Source organism: Priestia megaterium (assembly GCF_023824195.1).
GTDB lineage: Bacteria > Bacillota > Bacilli > Bacillales > Bacillaceae_H > Priestia > Priestia megaterium_D.
Map to the genome: position 1 here is coordinate 2,086,210 of NZ_CP085442.1, position 22,627 is coordinate 2,108,836.

Here is a 22,627-nt window from a genome sequence, read left to right on the forward strand (position 1 = left end):
TTCATAGTTATGGTAAAAATAAGTTTCATGGGTGTAGTGGCTTCTAGCTGTTGATTGAAGGGCAAGGCGAAGACTCCTGCGAGAAAAGGCTCACCGACCGCCCGCGGAAAGCGAAGTCTTGCACGGAAATCAACAGCGGTGCCACAAGCAATCCATACTCGATCATTTATCCCATTTGTTCGTCTGTAGATTGGATGGACTTAGTTGTGTCTCAATCTCTTTCTTGCCATATAAAACAAAATAACAGGTATGTTATGAATTAATTTGGCAAGAAAGAAGAAGAGCTGACTGTTCGTATTTTATAAAAAAGGAAGTAGTTGAAATGTTTGATCCAATTGTATTTGATAATTTAAAAGTTGTTGTAGAAGGAGAGATCTATGATCTTGACTTATCTGGGCAAGTATCTGTTACGAACCGCGAAGATTTTGTAGACTTAGCTCAGTTTACTCGAACGTACCGCATTTCTTTTCAACAGCATTTTTGCTGTACCGCGTCGCTAACTTTATCAACCGACTTAGACAACATTCATGCCGAATTAATGCCTTCCCGTGTAGAAAAACCAGGGTGTACAGTTTATATTCATTTTCAGCTAAAAAAACAAAAACCGTTTGAAGAAGCTGAGTTTCAAAACATACAGGAAATGTGTGAGAGGATCTGGGGAACAACAAGAGTTGTTAAGCAGCGTATTACTCATGAAGTCGGAGGAAGCGAATATGAAAACAATATTGAGGTAACCTTTAACCGATTTATTTACGAAGACCAAGTAGGAGATTTAATCGAGATGATTGATTACATGCTGCAAACGACTGATCAGCTAAAGGTTCTTTACGACAAATCATAAGAGCGTTTCAGTTGTACTTCCGAAATAAAGTGAATTACAATAGGGAAAAGGAGGCGTTTTGATGAGCGTGTATGAATACTCTGCAAAAACAATTAAAGACGAAGACGTATCGCTATCTAACTATCAAGGTGACGTGCTGTTGATTGTGAATACAGCTAGCAAATGCGGCTTCACCCCTCAATATAAAGATTTGCAGGCGCTGTACGAAGAAGAAAAAGAAAACGGCCTAACGGTTCTAGGTTTTCCTTGTAATCAGTTCGGTGGTCAAGAGCCAGGAAGTTCAAATGATATTGAACAATTTTGCGAGTTAAACTATGGCGTTTCGTTTCCGATGTTTGCAAAAGTAGATGTAAAAGGGGAGCATGCACACCCGTTATTTACATACTTAACAGAACAAGCACCGGGTCTACTAGGTTCCAAAGGGATAAAGTGGAATTTCACAAAGTTTTTAGTGAATCGTCAAGGTGAAGTCGTGAAGCGATATGCACCTCAAACTGCACCAAAAGATACTCAAAAAGATATAAAAGAATTGCTGTAAAAGCAGGTGGATCTCCATCTGTTTTTTATTTTTCAGCGAGGGTTTTCAAAGGGTGATCAGCTGTCAGTGAGACGAGCGCCTTACTTTGTGCTAAAATAATGGTGGATATAATTGAGGTGAGCAAATGAATAAAATAGTGGAAACGGAAAAGTGGGTTCAAGCAAAGCTTGCGCATGACACGACTGGTCATGACTGGCAGCATATCGATCGCGTGCGTCGAAATGCAGTGCTTCTATATAAAAAAGAAGGCGGCAATCGGGAAGTTATCGAACTAGCCGCGCTTTTACACGATGTTGTAGATGATAAGCTAGTGGAAGATGTTGAAAAGGCGTACGAAGAAGTGTGGGAGTGGCTGAAGAGTCAGCAGGTAGAAGAAGAGAACTGCAAGCATATTGTTCACATTTTACAAACGATGTCATTTAAAGGCGGAAACCGTCCGGCTATGGCTACGCTTGAAGGTCAAGTTGTTCAAGATGCAGATCGTTTAGATGCGATCGGTGCAATTGGTATCGCACGTACGTTTATGTATGCAGGTGCTAAAGGCACGGCTTTGTATGATGAAAACATTGCTGTACGAAGTGAGATGACGGAAGAAGAATACAGACACGGGAAATCAACGGCTATTGCACATTTTTATGAAAAGTTATTAAAGCTCACTGCGTTAATGAATACTCAAACAGCACGGTCTCTAGCGCAAGAGCGACATACATATATGAAAGAATTTTTAGTTCAATTTAAGAAAGAGTGGAATTATCATTATGAAAATGCTGACTGTTGAAAACTTAACAAAAACATATGGAGAAAAAGAGCTGTTTCATCAACTAACATTTACCATTACAGAAAATGAGCGAATCGGCTTAATCGGTGTAAATGGAACAGGGAAATCAACGCTTCTTAAAATTATCGCAGGTTTAGAGCTCGGAGACGAAGGCGATATTGTTCATGCTAAAGACTACAGCGTGACATATTTACCGCAGCATCCGGATTTTGATGAAGACTTAACAGTTTTGGAGCAAGTTTTCAGCGGAGATACGCCTCTTCTTAACTTATTAAAAAACTATGAGCTAGCTCTGTATGCGTTAGAGCAAGACTCTGCAAACGAAAAAAAACAGCAAACATTGTATGATTTACAGCAGAAAATGGATGCGATGAACGCGTGGGAAGCCAATTCTAACGCACAGTCGATTCTAACGAAGCTGGGGATTTCAAATATGAGTGCAAAAATCGGTGAGCTTTCAGGTGGACAGAAAAAGCGCGTCTCCATTGCGCAAAGCCTAATTCAAACACCTGATTTATTGATCTTAGATGAGCCGACTAACCACTTAGATTATGAGACCGTTAAATGGCTCGAAGAATATTTATCCAAATATCAAGGAGCCGTGCTGCTTGTTACTCATGATCGCTATTTCTTGGATGCTGTTACAAACCGAATTTTTGAATTAGACGGTGGGAATTTATATAGCTATAAAGGAAACTATGCTGCTTTTCTAGAAGGAAAAGCGATTCGAGAAGAGCAGGAAAAAGCAACTCAAGCAAAATTAAGCAACTTATATCGCAATGAATTGGCTTGGATTCGCAGAGGAGCAAAAGCGCGTACGACTAAGCAAAAAGCGCGTATTCAGCGATTTGATGAATTAGAGGGGAAAATCGATTCCTCTGAAAAAGAATCACTGGATTTAAGTTTAGCAGGCAGCCGCCTTGGGAAAAAAGTGTTTGAATTAAAAGATGTGTCTAAGACGTATGAAAATAAAATCATTCTTTCAGACTTTACGCACATCGTGAAAAAACAAGATCGAATTGGAATTGTCGGAAAAAACGGAAGCGGAAAGTCTACACTTCTGAATATGATTGCAGGACGCATTGAGCCGGATAGCGGTGAAATTGACAGAGGACAAACGGTTAAAGTTGCTTACTATACCCAAGAAAGCGATGATATGGACTTGAATCAACGCATGCTTGATTATATTAAAGAATCCGCAGAAGTTGTGCATACGACGGATGGAAAAATGATCTCTGCATCGCAAATGCTTGAGAGATTTCTATTTCCTTCACATACGCACGGAACACCGATTCAAAAGTTGTCCGGAGGAGAGCGCCGTCGTTTATACTTGTTAAAATTATTGATGACATCGCCGAATGTATTGCTTCTAGATGAGCCGACTAATGACTTGGATACTCAAACGCTAACGGTGCTTGAAGACTATCTCGAAGAATTTCCAGGTGTTGTTATCACCGTATCGCATGATCGCTATTTCTTGGATAAAGTAGCAGATTACTTACTAGTCTTTGAAGGAGAAGGAAACATTTCGATTTATTTTGGCGCTTATACAGATCAATTGGAAGAAGCGATGAAGAAGAAGCAGGCAATGGCTCAGCAGGCTAAAGTGAAAGAAGAAAAGCCAAAACAGCCGGAGAAAATAAAAAAGCGTCGCTTAACGTATAAAGAACAAAAAGAATGGGAAGAAATCGAAGATAATATTGCAGCAAAAGAAGAAGAAATTGAACGGTTAACAAGTGAAATTGAACAGGTGGGCAGCGATTATACAAAAGCGCATAACCTATCGTTAGAACAAGAAAAAGCAAATGAAGAATTAAGTGCACTGCTTGATCGCTGGGCAGAGCTTTCAGAGCTGATTGAAGAAATTGAAAACGCGTAAACAAGTCGTTAGACGGAGTATAAGCCACATGCTACAATTTTAATGAGAGGAGTACGATACGACATGAACATTAAATCAATTGAGCCAACGCCAAGTCCGAATACAATGAAAATTAATTTAGACGAAGTGTTATCAGGCGGAAAAAGCAATAACTATACGGAAAAAAATGCTGAAGCAGCCCCTGAAGTTGTTCAAGACATCTTGAAAGTAGAAGGGGTAAAAGGAGTCTACCACGTAGCGGACTTCTTAGCAGTAGAACGAAATGCCAAATATGACTGGAAGCAAATTTTGCCGCAAGTTCGTGCAGCGTTTGGTGAAGATTTGCAAAGCAACAGTGAACAGCACAAAATGAATGAGCATTTTGGTGAGGTCAATGTGTCAGTTCAAATGTTCAAAAATGTACCGATGCAAGTCAAGCTAACGGACGGAAATGAAGAAAAGCGCTTTGGTCTGCCCGAACGATTCGTAAAAGCGGTAGCAGAACTTCAACGTTTTTCAGATAATGTGGTATTAGAACGGAAATGGAAAGAACAAGGCGTTCGTTATGGAGAGTTAGCGGCTATCGGAGACGAAGTTGTAGAAGAGTTAGCAGCGGCATATCCACAAGAAAGATTAACTCGCCTTGTGGCTAATGCACAAGAAGAAAAAGAAGGCGGAAAAGTTGTACAGCCGCGTAAAACCTATAAAGTTACAGAAGAAATGCTAGAAGACAAAGATTGGTCAGTGCGCTATGCCCATTTAGAACAAATGGATCCAACAGAAGCAGATTTAGACGTTTTAAATAAAGCGCTTGATGATGAAAAAGCATCTATTCGCCGCTTAGCTACGGTCTACTTAGGAATGATTGAATCAAAGGCGGTACTGCCTTATTTATACAAAGCATTAAAAGATAAATCAGTCACTGTGCGCCGTACTGCTGGAGACTGCATGTCAGATTTAGGTTTTGAAGAAGGTATTCCGGCAATGTGTGAAGCTCTTGGTGATAAAAACAAGCTTGTGCGCTGGCGTGCAGCTATGTATTTATACGAAGTAGGGGACGAGACGGCTCTTCCTGCATTAAAAGCAGCAGAGAATGATAAAGAATTTGAGGTAGATTTACAAATCAAGCTAGCAATTGAACGTATCGAAGGCGGAGAAGAAGCAAAAGGTTCTGTTTGGAAACAAATGACAGAAAGCAGAAAAGCATAAAAAAAAGATCATTCACTTGAATGATCTTTTTTACGACTGTTTTGCAGCGGGAGTGGGAAACTGCATAGGCTGCATGGTGTTATCAATTTTAATAGGCTGATAGCCCGACTGCTTTAAGTAAGTCAAAATAGCAGGAAGGGATTGTGCCGTAAAGGATTTATCATGAAATAAAATGACTGGTGTTCTTCCATTGGAGTTAACCCCTTGAATATGAGGTTCAAGGCCCTGAATAATTCTAGGTGCAGAACGAAGTGCCCAGTCTTCACTGTCTACATTCCAGTCCCATAATTTAAAGTGGCTTAGCAACTCTGTACGGTGGGGCTCTTTTAAATAAGGAACGCTGCCGTAAGGAACGCGGATTAACTTACTGTCAACACCGGTTACTTTTTTAACTGTAGCTTGACACTCCTGCATTTCTTTTAACGCGGCGCCGTCTTCACTATACATGACATGAATATCATGAGAGACGCCGTGACAGCCGATGGCATGTCCTTCCTGTGCTACTTTTTTAGCAATTTCAGGGTGAGCGTCAATTTGATACTTTAACATAAAGAAAGTTGCTTTTACGTTATATTGACGCAAAGCATCTAAAATATGGAGAGTATCAGGCGTTGGGCCATCGTCAAACGTAAGGTAAACAGGCTGTGTAAGAGCTTGATTTTGATCGTTTAACGTATTCGCTACATACATATTATGGTGAAGTGTATTAAGCAGCTTCTCAGGTTGTGCTGAAGATGCAGCTTCTTTCAGCGGCAATGCAGTAGATGCTAAGATTTGCTGAGATGCAGCGGATTCACTTCCTTTGGCTTCTGTAATAAAAAACAAAGAAGCGACGATCACTAACACTAAAGACAAAAATGCATAAAATCGTTTGTTTGGCTTAAATCGTTGGTTCGGTTTAAATCGCTGGTTCAATTTGAAAATCCTTTCTACTAAACTACTATTTACTACTATAGTACAAAAAATGGAATATTAATAGTAAAAATCGACATTTTTATGGAAAAAAATTAGATGATATGACCCGGTTTTAATCTTTTTTTGTCAAATGGAAAAGGAGAATGGGACAACGATAAGGATTTGAAAGGTGAGTAGCTAGATTTTTCCTGGCTTTTATAGTATGCTTTTAGCGTGAATGATTGTTAGGAGGAATGTTAATATGTCAATGGCATATGAAGAATATATGCGTCAGTTAGTTAAACCAATGCGTCAAGAATTAACTCAAGCTGGTTATGAAGAATTAACAACAGAGGAAGCCGTAGTTGATTTTATGGAAAACGTAGAAGGAACAACTTTTGTTGTCGTTAATTCAGTTTGTGGATGCGCTGCTGGTTTAGCACGTCCTGCAGCAACGCAAGCGTACTTACAGTCTGAGCAAAAACCAGATCAAGTGGTAACTGTTTTTGCCGGTCAAGATAAGGAAGCAACAGCTAAAATGCGTGAATATTTTGGGGACATTGAGCCTTCATCACCGTCTATGGCGCTTTTAAAAGGAAAAGAAGTCGTTCATTTTATTCCTCGACATGAAATTGAAGGTCAGCCGTTAGAGGTTATTTTTGAAAACATTTTAAATGGCTTTAAGCAGCACTGTTCATAAAATGTCCTGCTTTTGTCACATCTAGTATATAGATTTTTAGAGAAAAATCGCATATACTTTATAAGAAAAAGGATGTCTATCGGCATCCTTTTTCTTTATGTAAATAGCCAAACAGTGTAGGGGGAGTTATGAAAGTGATTGTTACGACTGCTGGTCGAACAAATGAACAGATGATTGTAAAAGCCAAACAAGTAGCCGCTGATTTAAGTATACCTTTTGTAGTAAGAGAGAAGAAATCCGTTGCAGATCTTCAGAATCTTCAAGCTGCAGACGTGCTGGTTGTCGGTAAGAATAGAGTAGAGTTGCACGTTCAAAACGAAGAGGAACCTATTTTTTTTCATCCAAATTCCGCTATGTTTAGAGTGAAGAGATGGCTGCGTGGAGAACGTGATCCGTTTATTGAAGCTGCTAGTTTGGAAAAAGGAATGAGCGTGCTTGACTGTACACTTGGTCTTGCATCGGATAGTATGATGGCGAGCGCAGCGGTAGGGAAAAGCGGAAAAGTTGTCGGACTAGAAGGCAACCGCTATGTAGCTTATTTAGTCAAACAAGGACTTTTAAATTGGGAAAGTGACGTACAAGAGTTGAACGATGCAATGAAGCGTATAAACGTGGTTCATCAAAATTTTGAATCGTTTTTGGCGTGTTGTGAAGATAATTCTTTTGATGTTGTCTACTTTGATCCTATGTTTCAAGAGCAAATTGATGAATCGAATGGAATTAACGGTATTAAAGCAATAGCACTGTATACTACGCTGACGCCAATGGCTATACAAGAAGCAAAAAGAGTAGCCAAACAAAAGATCGTGCTAAAAGATCATTGGAAAAGCAGTCGTTTTGAAGAACATGGATTTACCGTACAAAAACGAAAAACATCAAAATTTCATTACGGTACAATTGATATACAAAAATAAACAAAAAAGTAAAACGAATCATGATCATTGAAAAGACTTCCAAAACCTTTTAGGAATTAAAAAGTTTTGGAAGTTTTTTTTATGAATTTCATCTAAAGTTCATAAAAGTATGATATATTTTTGAACATAAAAATACTTTTGTGTTTAAGCATCCAGCGAAAAAGGAATATCTTGTATAGGTTTCCGCTCGGTGTGATAACCTCAAACAGAAGGAGGAAGGTGCTAACTAAAAAGTCTTCGAATGCCCGTAGACAGCATAAATGAATAAGCAAATATAGGTAAAAAATTAATAAGTATGTTACAATACCTAGTGAGTTAGGATAATGAATTTTACGATATGAAAAGACCATATGGGAAAAGATGAGAAAGGAAAGATACGAATGCCTAGATGGATAAAAAGAATGCTAGTTGTATTTATTACAGTATTTACATTTGGGCTTGTCACTCCACCAGAATATTTATACGTTGATGATGCAAAAGCGGACAAGCAACATAAAGCAGGGTATGTAAGAGAAACAACTCCTGTCACAGCTGTTATAGAAGATATTCATTTGCCATATGAAGAACCAAAATATGAAGACGTTTCATCATTTGTTACGTATGCAATGGAATCAGCTGAAAAACAGTCAGTGGAAAAATTCGGAACGAAAATTGGGCCTGTCATTGAAGATGAATTTCGTCAAGCAGTGTTACCTAAAATTGAAGAAGTGCTGACCGACATTGGCACTGAACGTGAACAGTCAATTCAGAATCTCGAGATAAGCGAGCACCCTGCTGCTGGCTACGGTGAAAAGATTTTCCATGTATATGACCGGGAAACCGGTCAGGACTTAATACGGTTTCATGTACGGCGTGAAAATCCTCCAAAAGATGGATACTGGTTTAATTTTCACTATCATGCGGCTGCAGATAATTTTCAAAAGCATTATGATTTAGGGAAAATTTATTGGAACCGAAACATGCCGCCTAAATGGTTTAGCTGATAATAGACACAACATTCTACGATTTCGAAATGTTAGCTTTTTTAAGCTAGCATTTTTTTACGTCTAAAACCGTTATGGTCTAAATAAGCTGAAACATTAGCACAATGATAAAAAAATCGTTTATAATGAAGTCAGACTTCTTACCGTAGAATAGTGAGAAGGAACGAATAGATGCTGGAGGTAACACAATGAAACAATTTACGGAAGAAAAACAATTTCGCGAACAAATTAAGAACGAAACACTAAGCGTTGGGATTTTTACGACAACGTGGTGTCCTGATTGCAAACGTTTGGATATGTTCATTGATGAAATCGTTGACGAAAATACAGATAAAGCATGGTTTAAAATTGACAAGGATGAGTTTGAAGAACTTTCTGCTGAAAACAATGTAATGGGCATTCCTTCTCTTCTTGTATATAAAAACGGTGAAAAAATTGCACACCTGCACAGCGCAAATGCTAAAACGCCTGAAGCGGTCCGTGAATTTTTAGCAACTCTTTAATTCCCTAAGCTGCGAGAGCATTCTCGCAGCTTTTTTTGTGAGAATGGCTATTTCCATTTTTCGATGAGTGGGGTATACTAGGACAAGTGAATAATCGTAAAGCAATAAGGTCTCAATTTAAAGATTGAGTGAAAAGGGAAGTCTGGTGAAAAACCAGCGCGGTCCCGCCACTGTAAGCGCTTTGTGCGTAAGTCAGGAGACCTGCCTTATTGTTAGCTGTGAAACCTTCGAGGAAGGGTGAAGCAGGGTAATGAACATACATATCAAGTATAGTGAACGGATTCTTTTCCTGCTTATCTTGACGTTACCTGCTTTGCTTTCAATTGAAAGTAAAGCTTTTTTATTTTGAAGCTGCCGGCGAGCAGTATACATAGTCAAAGCGAAAAAAACGGGATAGCGCTGCTTTTTGCATGATCATTTGCTTTTTCTTTAACGTGGAGGTTTCGTATTCACAATGAACAATATATAGGGGGAGTATTTAGATGAAAAAATGGCTTTCGTATTCCATTATTGCACTGTTGGTCATCGTACTTGCTGCATGCGGTGCAGGCAGCCAAAGCAACAGTGATAAAAAAACGAAGCAAGATACAGCACAAACGTCACAAGCTGCATTTCCAGTCAAGGTAAAAGACGCGCGTGATAAAGAAATTACGTTGAAAAAACAGCCTAAGAAAATTGTTTCATTAATGCCAAGTAATACGGAGATTGTATATGCCCTTGGCCTTGAAAAAGAATTAGTCGGTGTCACGAGCAACGATGATTATCCTAAAAGCGTAAAGAAAAAAGCGCAGGTGGGAGATATGAACGTTAATGCAGAAAAAGTTATTGCTTTAAATCCTGATTTAGTGTTGGCACACGCTTCAAGTATGGGCGTTTCGGATGAAGTATTTAAACAAATTGAAAGTGCGGGTATTCCGGTATTTGTTGTAAAAGATTCAACAACGTTTGATACGGTTTATGATTCTATTACGCAAATCGGTAAATTAACGGGTAAAACAAAAGAAGCTAATCAAACAATTAAAGACATGAAAGAAAAAGTAGCTTCAATTGAGAAAAAAGCAAACACGATTTCAAAAGAAGATCGTAAAAAAGTATGGATAGAAGTATCAGGAGCTCCTGAGATTTATACAACAGGGAAAGGTACGTTCATGAACGAAATGCTTACTATGATCGGTGCTGATAACGTAGCGGCTAATGAAAAGGGTTGGGTTAAGTTTTCTGAAGAGCAAGTTGTTAAGTTAAACCCTGACGTTATTATCGCAACGTATGATGCAGACAAAAATGAGATTATGAAGCGTCCCGCTTGGAGCAGCATGACTGCTGTAAAAGAGGGTAACATCGAGAAGGTTGATCAAAACAAAATCAACCGCTTAGGACCTCGTATTGTAGATGGCTTAGAGGACTTAGCAAAAGCAGTATACCCTGAGGTGTACAATAAATAAAAAGAGGGACCATATTCCAGTTCGAATTGAAAAGGGGATTGGTCCCTTTTCACATCTTAAAATTGAAGAACGGCCTGAGCTTTTAATCATGAAAACCGAGACTTCTTATAAAACATACAGCTCAGGGGTTTTAGGAACAGGCATTACGGAAACGGACACCTTTTACAATCGATTTGTTCACAAAGACTATTATTCAGATACTCCTTCTTTGGAGTATGAGCAATATTTGATGAAAGAAAATGTGCGCCATGAGCAAATCGTAGGGTTAATGACAGCCGTTTGGTTAAAAGAAAGAGCGGTTTACTGTTATGAAGGCTACGGAGTAAGAGTAGCTTCCGTGATAACGGCTGGAGTAGGAAACGCAGTAGATATTACAGCTGACGAAGCTGTCCCGTTCTATTCCTCTCCCGGTACAATTAATATGTTTTTTTTCGTGGAAGGTACGCTTACGGATGCTGCGTTTTTACAGCTTTTTATTGCGGCCACAGAAGCCAAAACAAAAACGCTGTCACAGCTGGGTGTCATAGATCCAGCTACAAAGACGATTGCTACGGGAACATCTACGGACAGCATCTCAGTTGCAGCGTCTCAGCAAGGACCATTATATGAATATGCAGGCTCTATGACCGCTTTAGGTCAAGCGGTAGCCAAGCTGGTGAAAATAAGCTTAGAGCAGGGACTTAAGGGAAAGAGGTGAAGAAATGAGTATTACACAAGCGATAATTGCACACATGACGGCCATGACGATTGCTTTACTAATTGACCGAATCATAGGCGACCCTGAAAATTGGCCGCATCCCGTTCGCTGGTTTGGAAAGTGGATTTATTGGATGGATTCTAGATTAAATAAAGGTGCAGGAAAACGATTCAAAGGATTGCTTCTTGTGATAAGTATGGTTGTGCTCGCAGGAGTTGTTCCTTTCTTATTCCTCCATGCTTTGTACGGAGTTCATTTTATAGCAGGTGTTTTAGTAGAGGGCGTAATGATTGCGACTACTATATCCACTCGTTCTTTAAGCGAAGCTGCTTATAAGGTGCAAAAGCCGCTTCAGCTAGGAGATATGGAGAAAGCTAGATATGAAGTAAGCATGATTGTGGGACGAGATACAGATCGTTTGTCAGAAGGAGAAATTGCCAGGGCGACGGTAGAGACCGTGGCTGAAAATACAAGTGATGGTATTACAGCTCCGCTTTTTTATGCATTTATAGGAGGAGGAGCCCTAGCCTTTTTTTACCGAGCTATTAACACATGTGATTCAATGGTTGGGTACAAAAATGACCGCTACTTTCTGTTCGGCTACTTTAGTGCAAAAACCGATGACGTATTAAACTATATTCCAAGTCGGTTAACTGCAGTAGTAATGACGGCTGTTAATGTAGCAAAAAGCCAGTATTCTTTTTGGCATGTAACGAGTTTGATTAAGCGTGATGCTAAGAAGCATCCAAGTCCAAATAGCGGATACGGGGAAAGCGCAGTGGCTGCTCTTTTAGGTATTCAACTCGGCGGGCTTAATACATATAAAGGCATAGAATCTAATCGTGCAAAAATGGGCGAACCACTCATTCCCCTGCAAGCCGGTCATATTGAACAAGCTGTTTTCATTATGAAAAGGACGGTCTATGCTACGTGGTTATTATATCTTTTGTTAGGAGGAGTTATTAGTGCTATTACCTACACATGGAGCTAATCCTAATGTCTTTTTAAAAGCAATAGGGGCCGAAAATTTGTCGCATATAAAAGACTTTAGCGTGAACACAAATCCTTTAGGGGCTCCCCTTGTGCTCCACGAAAAGTGGAACGAATTCAAGGATGCAGCGTTTAGTTATCCTGATCCTCAAGTAACAGAACTGAAAAATAAACTTGCAGCTCATCATCATGTTTCAGCTGCTCAAGTGCTGCCTACAAATGGCGCCGCTGAAGCGTTTTTCCTTATTGCTTCGTTATTTTCAGGAGAGAAAGCAGGGATTGTACAGCCGACTTTCGTTGAATATGAACAGGCAAGTAAAGCTTATGGATGTGAAGTGACATACGTTCCTTTAGCTGAAGAAAATGGCTGGAGCTGGGATATAGAGTTGATTATGAGCATTCTTCCGAACATAAAAGTACTTTGGATTTGCCACCCAAATAATCCAACGGGCGTTATGTATAGTCATGAGGAATGGATGAAAGTAGTAAAAGCTGCTGCTCATCATGGTACATACTTAATGATTGATGAGGCATTTATTGATTTTGTCGAACATCAGCCTTCATTTGATTCTCTTATTCTGGATTATGAGCATATCATTGTTGTGCGTTCTATGACAAAGATGTTTAATATTGCCGGACTTCGTCTTGGCTATATTTTGGCAAATGAAAAAATCATTAGCAAGATGTCTAAAAAGCAGCCTCCTTGGAGTGTAAATGGATTGTCGCAGCAAGTAGGAATGATATGTGTGGATGAAAAAGATTTTGTAAAAAAAACCGTATATTATATTAAACAAGAACGGGAACGGATCTTGAGTCAACTAAAGGAATGGGGGCTTTTGGTTTCTCCTTCTCAAACAAACTATTATCTTTGCAGCGTTCCGTCTTCTATTAAAACGCGCGAATGGCTTGTCTATTTAGCAAGCCATGGCGTGGTAGCTCGTCATACTGAAAACTTCCCATTTTTAAATGGACGCTATATCCGTTTGGCTGTGAAAACGAAAGAAGAAAATGACTATTTACTTAAAGTAATCAAACAAGGACTCGATGAAATATGATCATCTTTATTAGCGGAGGCGTTCGAAGCGGAAAATCACGTGCAGCGGAGAACATGGTTCAAACTTTTTGTACAAAGCGCGCTGTTTATATTGCCACAAGCCGGCAAACAGATAAGGAAATGCGAAAACGCATCCAGCTTCATCAAAAAGAGCGCCAAGCAGCGAACACGCCTTGGGTAACGATCGAACAGTCTGTAGATTTACAACAAATTCTTCCAAATCTTCAAAGTGATGATGCTATACTTTTGGATTGTGTCACGAACTGGCTTGCCAATGAGCTTTTTTTAACAGAAAAAAGGTGGCAAACAAAAGAAGGCAAACAAGAGGTTTTTCGTCATATGATAAAAGCGCTCGATAAGCTGTTTGCGCAGTCTCAGACGGTCGTGCTAGTATCTAATGAACTGTTTGAAGCGGGGGTATTAGAGGAGCCCACATATAGCTATATGAAGATGTTAGGAAAATTACATCAGTATATTGTAGAAAAAGCAGATGTGGCTATTTGTGTAGAAGCGGGAATTTATCGTTTTAATAAAGGAAAGGAATGTGTAGATATATGAAAGAATGGATAGCCATACTACGAATTTCTCTCCAGTTTTTTACGATCTTACCACTGGCTAAAACCGTTCAATGGACTGAAAGAAGAACGGCACGCTCACTTTTTGTGCTGCCTTGGATTGGTATGTTACTAGGCTTGATGTTTTATAGCTTTTTACAGCTGCTTCAATCTTCACCTATCACTACGATTGTTGATAGTATTTTAGTTTTGCTTTTATCGCTTGTCTTAACGGGTGGCCTTCATTTAGACGGCTGGATGGACGTAAGTGATGCCTATTTTTCTCATCAGTCAAAGGAAAAAAAACTGCAGATTTTAAGTGATCCGCACGTTGGGTCTTTTGCTATTCTTTCTCTTATGGTTCTGCTGCTGCTGCGTTTTAGTGCGATCTATGAATTAGCGTCTCTTTCTTCTTTATCAATTTGGGCATGTTTAATTGTTTTTACGCTTCCAAGAATTGGAGCAGCCTTTTTATTGATGAGAGATAAGCCCGCTAAAGATACGGGTCTTGCTGCTTATTTTCAAAAAGGAGTCACCAAACGGTCTATTTATGGATTTATCATCATGAGCCTATTCTTAGTTGCTATTTTCGCTGTTTTTATGGACAATAAATTCATTATCCTTTTCTTTGCCGGTTTTTTATGGCTCTGGATACGATTTTATCGTTCGCAGTTTGGTGGCGTAACAGGAGATGTTATAGGGGCAACCATTGAAGGAGGAGAAACGTTTCTATGGATAATTCTTTGGTTATCACATGTATTCGTCACGGCATGACGCTTGAAAATCAACAGAAAAAATATATAGGGTGGAGTGATCCGCCTTTAAGTATAGAAGGGAAAAATGAATTAAAAGAGCTTTTTCTAGAACCTCAGCTTGTTATTTCCAGTGACTTAAAAAGAGCGCTAGAAACAAGCTCAATTGTTTTTCCTAAATCTAAGGTGGTTAAAAGTGAGAATTGGCGTGAGCTGCATTTTGGAGATTGGGAAGAGAAGACGTATGAAGATTTAAAAAACATACGGGCGTATAGAAAATGGATTGACCACTGGACAGAACACACGCCTCCGAATGGTGAAAGCTTCTCAAGCTTTTCAAACCGAGTTTGGGAAGCGTGGGAAGAAGCAATCGATTTGGCGGCCAGTCAGCAATTGCGTCACATTGCTATTGTTTCACACGGCGGACCACTGCGTTTAATTGCATCCCATTTTAAACAGACAGCGTCGCTTTGGGATGTTTCTTTTTCTTATGGAGAAGGTTTCTCAGTAACGTGTACATATAAACAGGCAAAGGAGAGAAGAGCATGCATTTCGTATTCGGCGGTGCATTTACCGGCAAAAGAAAATGGGTGAAGCAGCATTATGCCAGTGAGTCGGTAAAATGGTATTGTTTGTATGAAGACCCTGTTTTACCAGCGTTTGAGTTCGAAGAAAGTTACATTGTGCTAGAAGGATTTGAGCACTATGTTAAGGAATTAATACATAGCGAGCTGGAGTCTCCGCACCTTGTTATTAAAAAGTTAATACAGAAGTGGAGAGACAGCGGTGTATGGGAACAGTTAATAGTGATTGGAACTGAAGTCGGCAAAGGGATTGTTCCTTTAGATCCAATAGAGCGGCAGTGGAGAGATGAATGCGGGTATGCGTATCAGCATTTAGCGGCACATGCCCAGAAAGTAGATCATATTTGGTACGGAATTGCTAATCGATTGAAGGAGGAAATACAATGAACATTTACACAAAAACAGGGGACAAAGGGCAGACAAGCTTAATTGGAGGAAGAGTAAATAAAGATGATATTCGAGTGGAAGCATACGGTACGATTGATGAGCTAAATGGCTTTGTAGGTCAAGCGATTTATCAGCTGAATGAAACAACATTAAAAGATGTAAAAGAAGAGCTAATTACGATTCAACATGAGCTTTTTGACTGTGGAAGTGATTTAGCATTTGCAAAAGATGATCATCCGTACAAAGTAACAAATGACATGATATCAGTACTTGAAAAGCGCATTGATGTCTATATGTCAGAGGCGCCGGCCATTGAGCGTTTTATTTTACCTGGAGGCACACCTGCAGCGACAACGCTTCATATTTGCCGCACGATTACACGCCGCGCAGAACGGCTTGTTGTTGGCGTGCAGCGTGAGTATAAAATTAATGTGGCGGTGCTTCAGTATTTAAATCGTTTATCCGATTATTTTTTTGCTGCGGCTCGAATCGCTAACGCGCGAGAAAATGTACAAGATGTAGAGTATATTCGCAGTGCCAAAGTATTTAAACAGCCTAAAAAATCCTAAAAAATAAGGTATAAAAAACGGTCGAGCTAAAAGCGATCGTTTTTTTATGAGCTATTTCGATAGGCAAAATAAAGCTATAAAAAAGAGGCAAATGCATCTATAATGATAAGAGACAGAGAGATAAAGAAAAGAGGTTGAGAAATGAGTCAAGATTCTAAACGAGCAGGTATTGTTTATACAGCCAGCGCTTACGTTATGTGGGGGCTTTTTCCGCTTTACTGGAAGCTTCTTGGCGAGGTGAATGCGAATGAAATACTCGCTCACCGTGTCATATGGTCATTTGTTTTTATGCTTTTACTTTTGCTTGTGACAAAGCAAATGAGTTCTTTAAAGAAGACGCTTGGTTTATTATTTCGTAATACGAAACAAGCGGTCATTTTATTTGTGGCTTCAGTGCTGATCAGCATCAACTGGTTCGTTTACATTTGGGCGGTTAACCATAATCATATTATTGAAACAAGTTTAGGTTACTACATCAATCCGCTCGTTAGTATTTTGCTTGGTATAGTCGTTTTAAAAGAGAAGCTTAATTTTTGGCAGGGTGCTTCTGTTGGATTGGCTGCTATAGGTGTTATCGTTATGACAGTTACATACGGGCATATCCCATGGGTATCATTAAGCTTAGCGTTTAGCTTTGGTTTGTACGGTCTTGTAAAAAAGACTATTCAATTAGAAGCAAAAGTAGGATTAACGATTGAAACGATGATGGTTGCACCTATTGCAGTTATTTATTTTATTTTTCTTTTAGTGAAAGGATCTTCAAGTTTTTCCCTTCAGTCGCTTGATCTGAGTGCTCTTTTAATTGGAGGCGGTGTTGCTACGGCTATGCCACTATTGTATTTCGCTAAAGGAGCCCCGCTTATTCCGCTGTCGATGGTCGGTTTTTTACAGTACATTGCTCCTACCATGACGCTTTTATTAGGGGTATTCGTGTATCACGAACCGTTTTCTAGCGTGGAGATGATTGCCTTTTTGTTCATTTGGGGCGGATCGGTTATGTTCATTTTATCTAAAACTAAGTTCATGAGTTCTCATCAGCCGAAATTCTTTAAAGGGCGCTCAGCTTAACGAACAAAAAAGCGGATATCTTTAGATATGCGCTTTTTTGTCTGCCGTAAAGAAATAAAAACGGAGACGGGAAAGTCACCGTATGTATACTCTATAGCTTCCGCTTGAAATGAGCGTTCAACTGACCTTGAAGCATTTGGTTTTTTACTTCTTTCATTTTTCTCGCTTCATCTTTTTTAGCCAGTTCTGTGCGTATTTCACTCGTTTGAACTCCTTCTTCTATGCGATCGGCAATATCCATTAATCGTTCGACGTCTGAAAACGAATATTTCCGGATACCCGTATTGGTTCGGTCCGGAAAGAGCAGGCTTCTTTTCTCATAGTAGCGAATTTGCCTTTCTGATAAACCGGTTAATTCTTTTACAATCCCAATAGACATGACTTTTTTATCTCGATATGACGCTTCATTCGTAGACAATCTCCCTCACCCCTGAGTACGTAGTAGTATGTTATTATTATAAAGGAAAAAAATACAAAAAATTATAACATGTAATACATTCTAACATATATATGTTATATTTTTGAATTTATATGTGAGAAAAAGTGACATAAATAATGAAATAGGGAAAAGAGTCCTATAAACTAATGATTAACTCGATCCCAAGTGGTTAACCATACAGGATAAAGCCTTGTGGTTAATCACTTGCTTTCAAAATGATGAATAGAAAATAAATGTGAGAATATACATAAATTCTAAAAGGGAAGGGCGTTTTACATGGCTGTGCAACAATTGAAAAAAGAAGAGATTATTGAGCTGGCAAAAGAAATTATTGAACTCGATTTGAAAAGAGATGAAAAATTTGAAGAATTGACAGAGTTAGCCGGAAATCGTGCATATGAAATTTTGCGCAGAGTACAAAATGCCTGTTTATAAGTAATAAAAAAATCCCGCCTAGAGCGGGGTTTTTAATTGGATTGCTGTTCAAGATTAAATAATTCTTGTTTCATCTTAGCGTGGTCGAGGTTTTCCCCTATAAAGACAAGAGTAGTGGGCAGCTTCATCATTTCTTTCATATATAGAGGCATGCCGTATGAATATTGAAACGAATACGTATCATTCGAATGAGTAAAGCGTATATAGCCTTTAATGCGATAAATGGTATCTGGCATTTGGCGCAGCCAATTTTCAAATAATTCAAGATCCACTTTTTTTGTAAACTCATATACAAATGTTTTCAAATGAAGATGATCTTCAACATGAGCCTTATGGTGCGGCTGTTTTTGAGACAGCTGAGCTTTTTGAATCACGTCAAGCTTCACGCGGGAAAATGTCGTTAATAATGTTATTGCCCTAGCGTTAATTGATTGAACCTCAAAAAGCAGGGAAGACTTTTCTGACTCAGACAGCATGTCCGTTTTGTTTAATAAAATTACATCCCCATGTTTTACTTGTTCTTGAAGAAGTTTTTGAAGTTGAATGCTTAAGGACCCACGTTCTTTCCACCTTGTTGCATCGAGTGTGGTGATAATACTTTTAATCGTGACTTGATGCGCAAAAAGAGGAGACATACAGGCATCCAACACTTCAATTGGATGTGCAACTCCGGTTGTTTCTATATAGATAGCATCCAATGTGTTCTCCTGTAGAAGTGAATGAAGCTGAGTTTCAAATTGACCTTGAATAGTACAGCACACGCAGCCGTTTAGCAATTCTTTTAACGGCGTGTCTTTTTCTACTTCATTTGAGTCAATCGAAACTTGGCCAAGCTCATTCATCACAACAGCAATGTTGCGATTACGATCTTTTTCTTGCTGAAGCAGCTGTTTAAGTAAAGTTGTTTTTCCGCTGCCTAAAAATCCAGATAAAATGTAGATTTCTGTTTTCATTTCAGTCTCTCCTATGTAAATAACATTGTTTAAATCGAAGCTTTTCCGATTACGGATTGGTAAATAGTGTATCCAAGAGGGGGGAAATGTCTAAGCGTAAGTTCTTATGCTTTTTTGTATTCATTATAACAACTTTAAAAGCGCTATGGCTATCTTTTGTAAAAAACTCAAAATACAATGAAATAAGAATATTATAAAATTTCAAACTAGCTGTGCTACAATAAAAGAAAAAGAAAAGGGGGAGCAAAAGTTATGCGAATATTAGTTTTAGGCGCAGGCGGCGTTGGAGGTTACTTTGGAGGCAGGCTTGTGGAAAAAGGAGAAGATGTGACTTTTCTTGTCAGAGAACGCAGAAAAAAAGAGCTGGAACAAAATGGACTTGTTATCAAGAGCATACACGGTGACTTCACTTCACCTGTACAAGCTATTACAAAATCTGAGATGAAAGAGCCTTATGATGTTATTTTGTTCACAACTAAGGCTTATCATCTTAAACAAGCAATTGAGGATGTGCGTCCTTTTGTAGGAAATCAGACAGTTGTCGTACCTTTGTTAAACGGTATGGCTCACGTCGTTCCTTTACAAGAAGCTTTTGGGGAAGAAAAAGTCATTGGGGGACTGTGCTTTATTGAAACAACTTTAAACAAAGATGGAGATGTCGTCCATACGAGTCCTGCTCACAGACTTGTATTTGGTGAATTTAAGCAGAAGGAAACAGAAAGATTACAACTGATTGAGCAAGCGTTCAGTGGTACAAAAGCTTCGTTTGTAAAAAGTTCATATATTGAACAGGATATGTGGCATAAGTATTTATTTATTACGGTTATGTCAGGCATGACCACTCTTATGCGCGCACCTGTTGGCCCAGTGCTAGCGGCAAAAGGAGGGCGTCAATTTGTACAAGAGCTTTTTAAAGAAGTTGAAAATATTATGATGGCATACGATGCACCATTAGCTGAAGGGATTATTGAACAGCATATGAATACGATGGACAAAATGACGTATGACATGAAGTCATCGATGCAGCGTGATATGGAAAAAAGTTCTCAAATTGAAGGAGACCACCTTCAAGGATATTTGCTGACATTAGCTGAAAAATCGTCTATACACGTACCGCTTCTCCAAACTGTGTATACGCATCTAAAAGTGTATGAAGAAATGTTAAAAGGTTATCAAAAATAATGACAGCAAAAATTGATTTAGCAGTCATGCAGGTACTGCAGAAGCTGCTAAGTACAGCAGAAATGGGACAATTGCCTTCCGCTCCTGGCATTTATTTTTTCTTTGATAAACCCGGCAGGCTTTTGTATATCGGAACAACGACGGGCTCTCTATCAGAAAGAGTAAGAGCTCACGTTGCAGGAAAAGGCGTTAGCAACACAAAAAAATTCCACAAAGAAATTTATGCTGTTGGATATATTGAAGTTCATGGATTAAAAAAAGAATTAGATATGCTGAGAACGATGCTTGTAAATGGTTATTTTCCAAAATACAATAAACAAGATGTAAAAAGAGAAAATGAATACGACATTTACACCGTTCACGGCAGAGTCCTCAGGGATACAGGAGTTGATAAGAAAAAAGTCTCCAAGCGAAAAACGGTGCTAAAACCAACGTTAAAAGAGATAGAGATTCGTCAAGAAAACAGCGATATTACATATGCACGAGTCGCAAATATGAATGCTGAAGATCGAGTGAAAAAATTGTGGTCTTGTCAAGAAGCAGGAGCGCAGCTACATCTTCCGGAGTCGAAAGTGTTAGCAATAAGTGACCGGCTCTTAAAAGAGCAGTATACATTTCAGCGAGATATGAAAAAAAATATGATGTTTACGATGCGGGATTTAGTTGTTATTCAAGTGTTGTTAAATTTAAATCCGACTCATGATTTGAAAAAGAGAGAAATAAAGGAAGCCATCAGTTTAGTGCGTAAATTTGGCATAGAAGAAGCTCTTCGTATCTCTGAAAAATTACTCAAAACGTAATAAAATCCATGATCATTGTGATCATGGATTTTATCATTTATCATTCACACTTAAGCTAATTCGTCAATAACTTTTGGTAAGGCCATAATGGAAATAACGCAAAGTGAACTGACAACTTGATGCATTTCAAAAATGGCAATGATGAATAACATCAGTGATATATATAATTGAAGGCCTTTTAATCCCCACGGCTTGCGATCGAAAAAAAAGTCGCTAAGTACAAATACAAAGAAAATGAGCGAACTGAACAAAATAATCATGGATGTAGACATGGAACGATCATAAGCAATGATAAATAACAAAGCGAGCAGCGACACAACAGATATAACTTTTAATGTTTTAATCATCGTGTTTTTATTCACTTTTTTCACCTTCATTTGTAGGATTGATCTTTCATCCTCATTTTATAGGATAGTCAAAAGTTCTAAAAGCCAAACGAATAAATCATAACAACAATTTAACATCTTTATACTACATTTACATTGAGAGAAAAAAATGGGCGGGTTTTGAGCTTTGTGCACTTCATTGACGCGTGCAAAGAACAAGTGCTATAGTATGTTTGCTCTAAAAGCTAAAGGAGCAAAGTTTTCAAAGGACGTGACTATGTGAACGAAACACTATTAGTAATTGATGGATTTAATTTATTAAGCCGCTGTTATTTTGCTACTTCTTATGGCAGAGATGAAGCAGCGTTGACAAGAAACAGTAAGGGCCAATTTACGAATGCCCTGAGAGTAACGATTCAAAAAATGCATGCATTGATTCACCAATATGAGCCAAGCCATATTTTCGTCGCTTGGGATGTTAAGCGCGAGGATACAAAACGTAAAGATACATACGCCCTATATAAGCAAACAAGAGCAGAGCTGCCTGAGCCGCTGATTCAGCAGTACGAAACGTTAAAGCAATTTTTTGACACAGTAGGCATTTATCAAATGTCATTGTCTTCTTACGAAGCAGATGATTTAATTGGAGCACTTGCAAGCAAGTGGAGTAAGGAAAAGCAAAGTCCAGGGTACATCTATAGCAATGACCGAGACTTGCTTCAGCTCCTAGATCAACATATTTCGCAAATTATTGCCAAAAAGCAGGTTGGCGATCTTGTCTATGGCTTTAAGCACTTTCAAGAAGAATACAATATTCATCCTCGTCAATGGGTGGACGTAAAAGCATTGCTTGGTGACAAATCTGACAATATTCCGGGCGTTCCAGGTGTAGGAGAAAAAGCCGCACTGCCTCTTATTCAACAATATGGCTCTATCCATGAAATTTATGCACAAATTGAACAATTAGATCCAGCTTTTAATCGTTATAAAAAAAAGCTGGCCGAAGGAAAAGAACTAGGTATGCTTAGTCGTGAACTCGCTGAGATTATTATAGACATTCAAGAAATCAGTATGTTGACTTGGGGAGAATTAACATTTATGTATGATTATGAACGATGGAATAAAGAAATTCAAAGTCTAGAACTAAACATTAGGATTCGCTCATGATTTTTAGTAC

Annotated in this window: 28 protein-coding genes and 1 riboswitch; of the genes, 24 read left to right on the plus strand and 4 right to left on the minus strand. The window is 38.8% G+C overall.

The genetic code is table 11. The annotated features are described in order from the left end of the window. Positions 1 to 50: 50 nt before the first annotated feature. From LIS78_RS10500 to LIS78_RS10525, 6 genes are all read left to right on the plus strand, one after another. Positions 51 to 263 carry a hypothetical protein gene (locus LIS78_RS10500; protein ID WP_195780307.1) on the plus strand — a complete coding sequence of 71 codons (213 nt, stop codon included), beginning with the start codon at positions 51 to 53 and terminating at the stop codon, positions 261 to 263. A gap of 59 nt (positions 264 to 322) precedes the next feature. Continuing rightward, positions 323 to 841, plus strand: coding sequence for a hypothetical protein (locus tag LIS78_RS10505; RefSeq protein WP_195780306.1), 519 nt, complete (start codon positions 323 to 325; stop codon positions 839 to 841). Between the two features lie 61 nt (positions 842 to 902). Next, complete coding sequence (locus LIS78_RS10510) at positions 903 to 1,379, plus strand: glutathione peroxidase (protein ID WP_252285135.1); 477 nt, start codon at positions 903 to 905, stop codon at positions 1,377 to 1,379. Positions 1,380 to 1,503: 124 nt separating this feature from the next. Beyond that, positions 1,504 to 2,157, plus strand: a complete 654-nt coding sequence (locus LIS78_RS10515; RefSeq protein ID WP_195780305.1) for an HD domain-containing protein — start codon at positions 1,504 to 1,506, stop codon at positions 2,155 to 2,157. Beyond that, complete coding sequence (locus tag LIS78_RS10520) at positions 2,138 to 4,036, plus strand: ABC-F family ATP-binding cassette domain-containing protein (RefSeq protein ID WP_209151551.1); 1,899 nt, start codon at positions 2,138 to 2,140, stop codon at positions 4,034 to 4,036. The genes LIS78_RS10515 and LIS78_RS10520 overlap by 20 nt, the downstream gene beginning before the upstream one ends. 63 nt (positions 4,037 to 4,099) lie before the next feature. Continuing rightward, complete coding sequence (locus tag LIS78_RS10525; RefSeq protein WP_209151552.1) at positions 4,100 to 5,224, plus strand: conserved virulence factor C family protein; 1,125 nt, start codon at positions 4,100 to 4,102, stop codon at positions 5,222 to 5,224. A 30-nt stretch (positions 5,225 to 5,254) separates the two neighbouring features. On the opposite strand, the gene LIS78_RS10530 is transcribed toward LIS78_RS10525, so the two are convergent. After that, the gene (locus LIS78_RS10530) at positions 5,255 to 6,139 is read right to left on the minus strand and encodes a polysaccharide deacetylase family protein (RefSeq protein ID WP_209151553.1); all 885 of its coding nucleotides are present in this window, start codon (positions 6,137 to 6,139) and stop codon (positions 5,255 to 5,257) included. Positions 6,140 to 6,380: 241 nt separating this feature from the next. Between LIS78_RS10530 and LIS78_RS10535 the strand changes: the two genes are divergently transcribed. The 14 genes from LIS78_RS10535 (at position 6,381) to rarD (ending at position 17,315) form a co-directional block, all read left to right on the plus strand. Next, complete coding sequence (locus tag LIS78_RS10535; protein ID WP_013056693.1) at positions 6,381 to 6,818, plus strand: BrxA/BrxB family bacilliredoxin; 438 nt, start codon at positions 6,381 to 6,383, stop codon at positions 6,816 to 6,818. 134 nt (positions 6,819 to 6,952) lie between these two features. Beyond that, positions 6,953 to 7,732, plus strand: coding sequence for a class I SAM-dependent methyltransferase (locus tag LIS78_RS10540; protein WP_195783277.1), 780 nt, complete (start codon positions 6,953 to 6,955; stop codon positions 7,730 to 7,732). A gap of 380 nt (positions 7,733 to 8,112) precedes the next feature. Then, the gene (locus tag LIS78_RS10545; protein WP_025752035.1) at positions 8,113 to 8,715 is read left to right on the plus strand and encodes a YpjP family protein; all 603 of its coding nucleotides are present in this window, start codon (positions 8,113 to 8,115) and stop codon (positions 8,713 to 8,715) included. A gap of 188 nt (positions 8,716 to 8,903) precedes the next feature. Next, on the plus strand, positions 8,904 to 9,218 hold the full coding sequence (locus LIS78_RS10550) for a thioredoxin family protein (protein WP_013056696.1): 315 nt from the start codon (positions 8,904 to 8,906) through the stop codon (positions 9,216 to 9,218). A 90-nt stretch (positions 9,219 to 9,308) separates the two neighbouring features. Next, positions 9,309 to 9,441: riboswitch (cobalamin riboswitch) on the plus strand. Between the two features lie 259 nt (positions 9,442 to 9,700). After that, positions 9,701 to 10,660, plus strand: coding sequence for an ABC transporter substrate-binding protein (locus LIS78_RS10555; RefSeq protein ID WP_209151554.1), 960 nt, complete (start codon positions 9,701 to 9,703; stop codon positions 10,658 to 10,660). 61 nt (positions 10,661 to 10,721) lie between these two features. After that, a complete protein-coding gene (locus LIS78_RS10560) occupies positions 10,722 to 11,357 on the plus strand; it encodes an adenosylcobinamide amidohydrolase (RefSeq protein ID WP_491723624.1) in 636 nt (211 codons plus the stop codon). A 4-nt stretch (positions 11,358 to 11,361) separates the two neighbouring features. Continuing rightward, positions 11,362 to 12,348 carry an adenosylcobinamide-phosphate synthase CbiB gene (gene cbiB, locus LIS78_RS10565; RefSeq protein WP_195780299.1) on the plus strand — a complete coding sequence of 329 codons (987 nt, stop codon included), beginning with the start codon at positions 11,362 to 11,364 and terminating at the stop codon, positions 12,346 to 12,348. Beyond that, positions 12,323 to 13,402 carry a threonine-phosphate decarboxylase CobD gene (cobD, locus tag LIS78_RS10570; RefSeq protein WP_195780298.1) on the plus strand — a complete coding sequence of 360 codons (1,080 nt, stop codon included), beginning with the start codon at positions 12,323 to 12,325 and terminating at the stop codon, positions 13,400 to 13,402. The genes cbiB and cobD overlap by 26 nt, the downstream gene beginning before the upstream one ends. After that, positions 13,399 to 13,959 carry a bifunctional adenosylcobinamide kinase/adenosylcobinamide-phosphate guanylyltransferase gene (locus LIS78_RS10575; RefSeq protein ID WP_209151555.1) on the plus strand — a complete coding sequence of 187 codons (561 nt, stop codon included), beginning with the start codon at positions 13,399 to 13,401 and terminating at the stop codon, positions 13,957 to 13,959. The genes cobD and LIS78_RS10575 overlap by 4 nt, the downstream gene beginning before the upstream one ends. Further along, positions 13,956 to 14,729, plus strand: a complete 774-nt coding sequence (cobS, locus tag LIS78_RS10580) for an adenosylcobinamide-GDP ribazoletransferase (RefSeq protein ID WP_209151556.1) — start codon at positions 13,956 to 13,958, stop codon at positions 14,727 to 14,729. Before LIS78_RS10575 ends, cobS begins: the two co-directional genes overlap by 4 nt. Next, positions 14,687 to 15,301 carry a histidine phosphatase family protein gene (locus LIS78_RS10585; RefSeq protein WP_209151557.1) on the plus strand — a complete coding sequence of 205 codons (615 nt, stop codon included), beginning with the start codon at positions 14,687 to 14,689 and terminating at the stop codon, positions 15,299 to 15,301. Before cobS ends, LIS78_RS10585 begins: the two co-directional genes overlap by 43 nt. Then, positions 15,253 to 15,678, plus strand: a complete 426-nt coding sequence (locus LIS78_RS10590; protein WP_209151558.1) for a bifunctional adenosylcobinamide kinase/adenosylcobinamide-phosphate guanylyltransferase — start codon at positions 15,253 to 15,255, stop codon at positions 15,676 to 15,678. The genes LIS78_RS10585 and LIS78_RS10590 overlap by 49 nt, the downstream gene beginning before the upstream one ends. Continuing rightward, complete coding sequence (locus tag LIS78_RS10595; RefSeq protein WP_195780293.1) at positions 15,675 to 16,247, plus strand: cob(I)yrinic acid a,c-diamide adenosyltransferase; 573 nt, start codon at positions 15,675 to 15,677, stop codon at positions 16,245 to 16,247. Before LIS78_RS10590 ends, LIS78_RS10595 begins: the two co-directional genes overlap by 4 nt. A 141-nt stretch (positions 16,248 to 16,388) precedes the next feature. Beyond that, on the plus strand, positions 16,389 to 17,315 hold the full coding sequence (rarD, locus tag LIS78_RS10600) for an EamA family transporter RarD (RefSeq protein WP_209151559.1): 927 nt from the start codon (positions 16,389 to 16,391) through the stop codon (positions 17,313 to 17,315). 91 nt (positions 17,316 to 17,406) lie between these two features. On the opposite strand, the gene LIS78_RS10605 is transcribed toward rarD, so the two are convergent. Then, entirely contained in the window at positions 17,407 to 17,733 is a 327-nt protein-coding gene (locus LIS78_RS10605; protein ID WP_013082852.1) for a MerR family transcriptional regulator, read from the minus strand. A gap of 297 nt (positions 17,734 to 18,030) precedes the next feature. On the opposite strand from LIS78_RS10605, the gene LIS78_RS10610 reads away from it, so the two are divergent. Then, complete coding sequence (locus LIS78_RS10610; protein WP_013056708.1) at positions 18,031 to 18,189, plus strand: hypothetical protein; 159 nt, start codon at positions 18,031 to 18,033, stop codon at positions 18,187 to 18,189. A 32-nt stretch (positions 18,190 to 18,221) separates the two neighbouring features. On the opposite strand, the gene LIS78_RS10615 is transcribed toward LIS78_RS10610, so the two are convergent. Beyond that, positions 18,222 to 19,142, minus strand: a complete 921-nt coding sequence (locus LIS78_RS10615) for a CobW family GTP-binding protein (protein WP_195780292.1) — start codon at positions 19,140 to 19,142, stop codon at positions 18,222 to 18,224. A gap of 252 nt (positions 19,143 to 19,394) precedes the next feature. Here LIS78_RS10615 and panE point away from each other — a divergent pair, with 252 nt between their 5' ends. Together panE and LIS78_RS10625 are read left to right on the plus strand one after the other, a co-directional pair. Beyond that, complete coding sequence (gene panE / locus LIS78_RS10620; protein WP_209151560.1) at positions 19,395 to 20,324, plus strand: 2-dehydropantoate 2-reductase; 930 nt, start codon at positions 19,395 to 19,397, stop codon at positions 20,322 to 20,324. After that, on the plus strand, positions 20,324 to 21,124 hold the full coding sequence (locus LIS78_RS10625; RefSeq protein WP_195780290.1) for a GIY-YIG nuclease family protein: 801 nt from the start codon (positions 20,324 to 20,326) through the stop codon (positions 21,122 to 21,124). Before panE ends, LIS78_RS10625 begins: the two co-directional genes overlap by 1 nt. Before the next feature lie 50 nt (positions 21,125 to 21,174). On the opposite strand, the gene LIS78_RS10630 is transcribed toward LIS78_RS10625, so the two are convergent. After that, positions 21,175 to 21,486, minus strand: coding sequence for a hypothetical protein (locus LIS78_RS10630; RefSeq protein ID WP_016763842.1), 312 nt, complete (start codon positions 21,484 to 21,486; stop codon positions 21,175 to 21,177). A 243-nt stretch (positions 21,487 to 21,729) separates the two neighbouring features. Between LIS78_RS10630 and LIS78_RS10635 the strand changes: the two genes are divergently transcribed. Next, positions 21,730 to 22,617 carry a 5'-3' exonuclease gene (locus tag LIS78_RS10635; RefSeq protein ID WP_195780289.1) on the plus strand — a complete coding sequence of 296 codons (888 nt, stop codon included), beginning with the start codon at positions 21,730 to 21,732 and terminating at the stop codon, positions 22,615 to 22,617. Positions 22,618 to 22,627 lie beyond the last annotated feature (10 nt).

Bases quoted from the DNA above. Each gene is read 5' to 3' on its own strand.
- LIS78_RS10505 (WP_195780306.1), top strand. From the start codon at position 323: ATGTTTGATCCAATTGTATTTGATAATTTAAAAGTTGTTGTAGAAGGA.
- LIS78_RS10510 (WP_252285135.1), top strand. From the start codon at position 903: ATGAGCGTGTATGAATACTCTGCAAAAACAATTAAAGACGAAGACGTA.
- LIS78_RS10515 (WP_195780305.1), top strand. From the start codon at position 1,504: ATGAATAAAATAGTGGAAACGGAAAAGTGGGTTCAAGCAAAGCTTGCG.
- LIS78_RS10520 (WP_209151551.1), top strand. From the start codon at position 2,138: ATGAAAATGCTGACTGTTGAAAACTTAACAAAAACATATGGAGAAAAA.
- LIS78_RS10525 (WP_209151552.1), top strand. From the start codon at position 4,100: ATGAACATTAAATCAATTGAGCCAACGCCAAGTCCGAATACAATGAAA.
- LIS78_RS10535 (WP_013056693.1), top strand. From the start codon at position 6,381: ATGTCAATGGCATATGAAGAATATATGCGTCAGTTAGTTAAACCAATG.
- LIS78_RS10545 (WP_025752035.1), top strand. From the start codon at position 8,113: ATGCCTAGATGGATAAAAAGAATGCTAGTTGTATTTATTACAGTATTT.
- LIS78_RS10550 (WP_013056696.1), top strand. From the start codon at position 8,904: ATGAAACAATTTACGGAAGAAAAACAATTTCGCGAACAAATTAAGAAC.
- LIS78_RS10555 (WP_209151554.1), top strand. From the start codon at position 9,701: ATGAAAAAATGGCTTTCGTATTCCATTATTGCACTGTTGGTCATCGTA.
- cbiB (WP_195780299.1), top strand. From the start codon at position 11,362: ATGAGTATTACACAAGCGATAATTGCACACATGACGGCCATGACGATT.
- LIS78_RS10575 (WP_209151555.1), top strand. From the start codon at position 13,399: ATGATCATCTTTATTAGCGGAGGCGTTCGAAGCGGAAAATCACGTGCA.
- cobS (WP_209151556.1), top strand. From the start codon at position 13,956: ATGAAAGAATGGATAGCCATACTACGAATTTCTCTCCAGTTTTTTACG.
- LIS78_RS10585 (WP_209151557.1), top strand. From the start codon at position 14,687: ATGGATAATTCTTTGGTTATCACATGTATTCGTCACGGCATGACGCTT.
- LIS78_RS10590 (WP_209151558.1), top strand. From the start codon at position 15,253: ATGCATTTCGTATTCGGCGGTGCATTTACCGGCAAAAGAAAATGGGTG.
- LIS78_RS10595 (WP_195780293.1), top strand. From the start codon at position 15,675: ATGAACATTTACACAAAAACAGGGGACAAAGGGCAGACAAGCTTAATT.
- rarD (WP_209151559.1), top strand. From the start codon at position 16,389: ATGAGTCAAGATTCTAAACGAGCAGGTATTGTTTATACAGCCAGCGCT.
- LIS78_RS10610 (WP_013056708.1), top strand. From the start codon at position 18,031: ATGGCTGTGCAACAATTGAAAAAAGAAGAGATTATTGAGCTGGCAAAA.
- LIS78_RS10615 (WP_195780292.1), bottom strand. From the start codon at position 19,142: ATGAAAACAGAAATCTACATTTTATCTGGATTTTTAGGCAGCGGAAAA.
- panE (WP_209151560.1), top strand. From the start codon at position 19,395: ATGCGAATATTAGTTTTAGGCGCAGGCGGCGTTGGAGGTTACTTTGGA.
- LIS78_RS10625 (WP_195780290.1), top strand. From the start codon at position 20,324: ATGACAGCAAAAATTGATTTAGCAGTCATGCAGGTACTGCAGAAGCTG.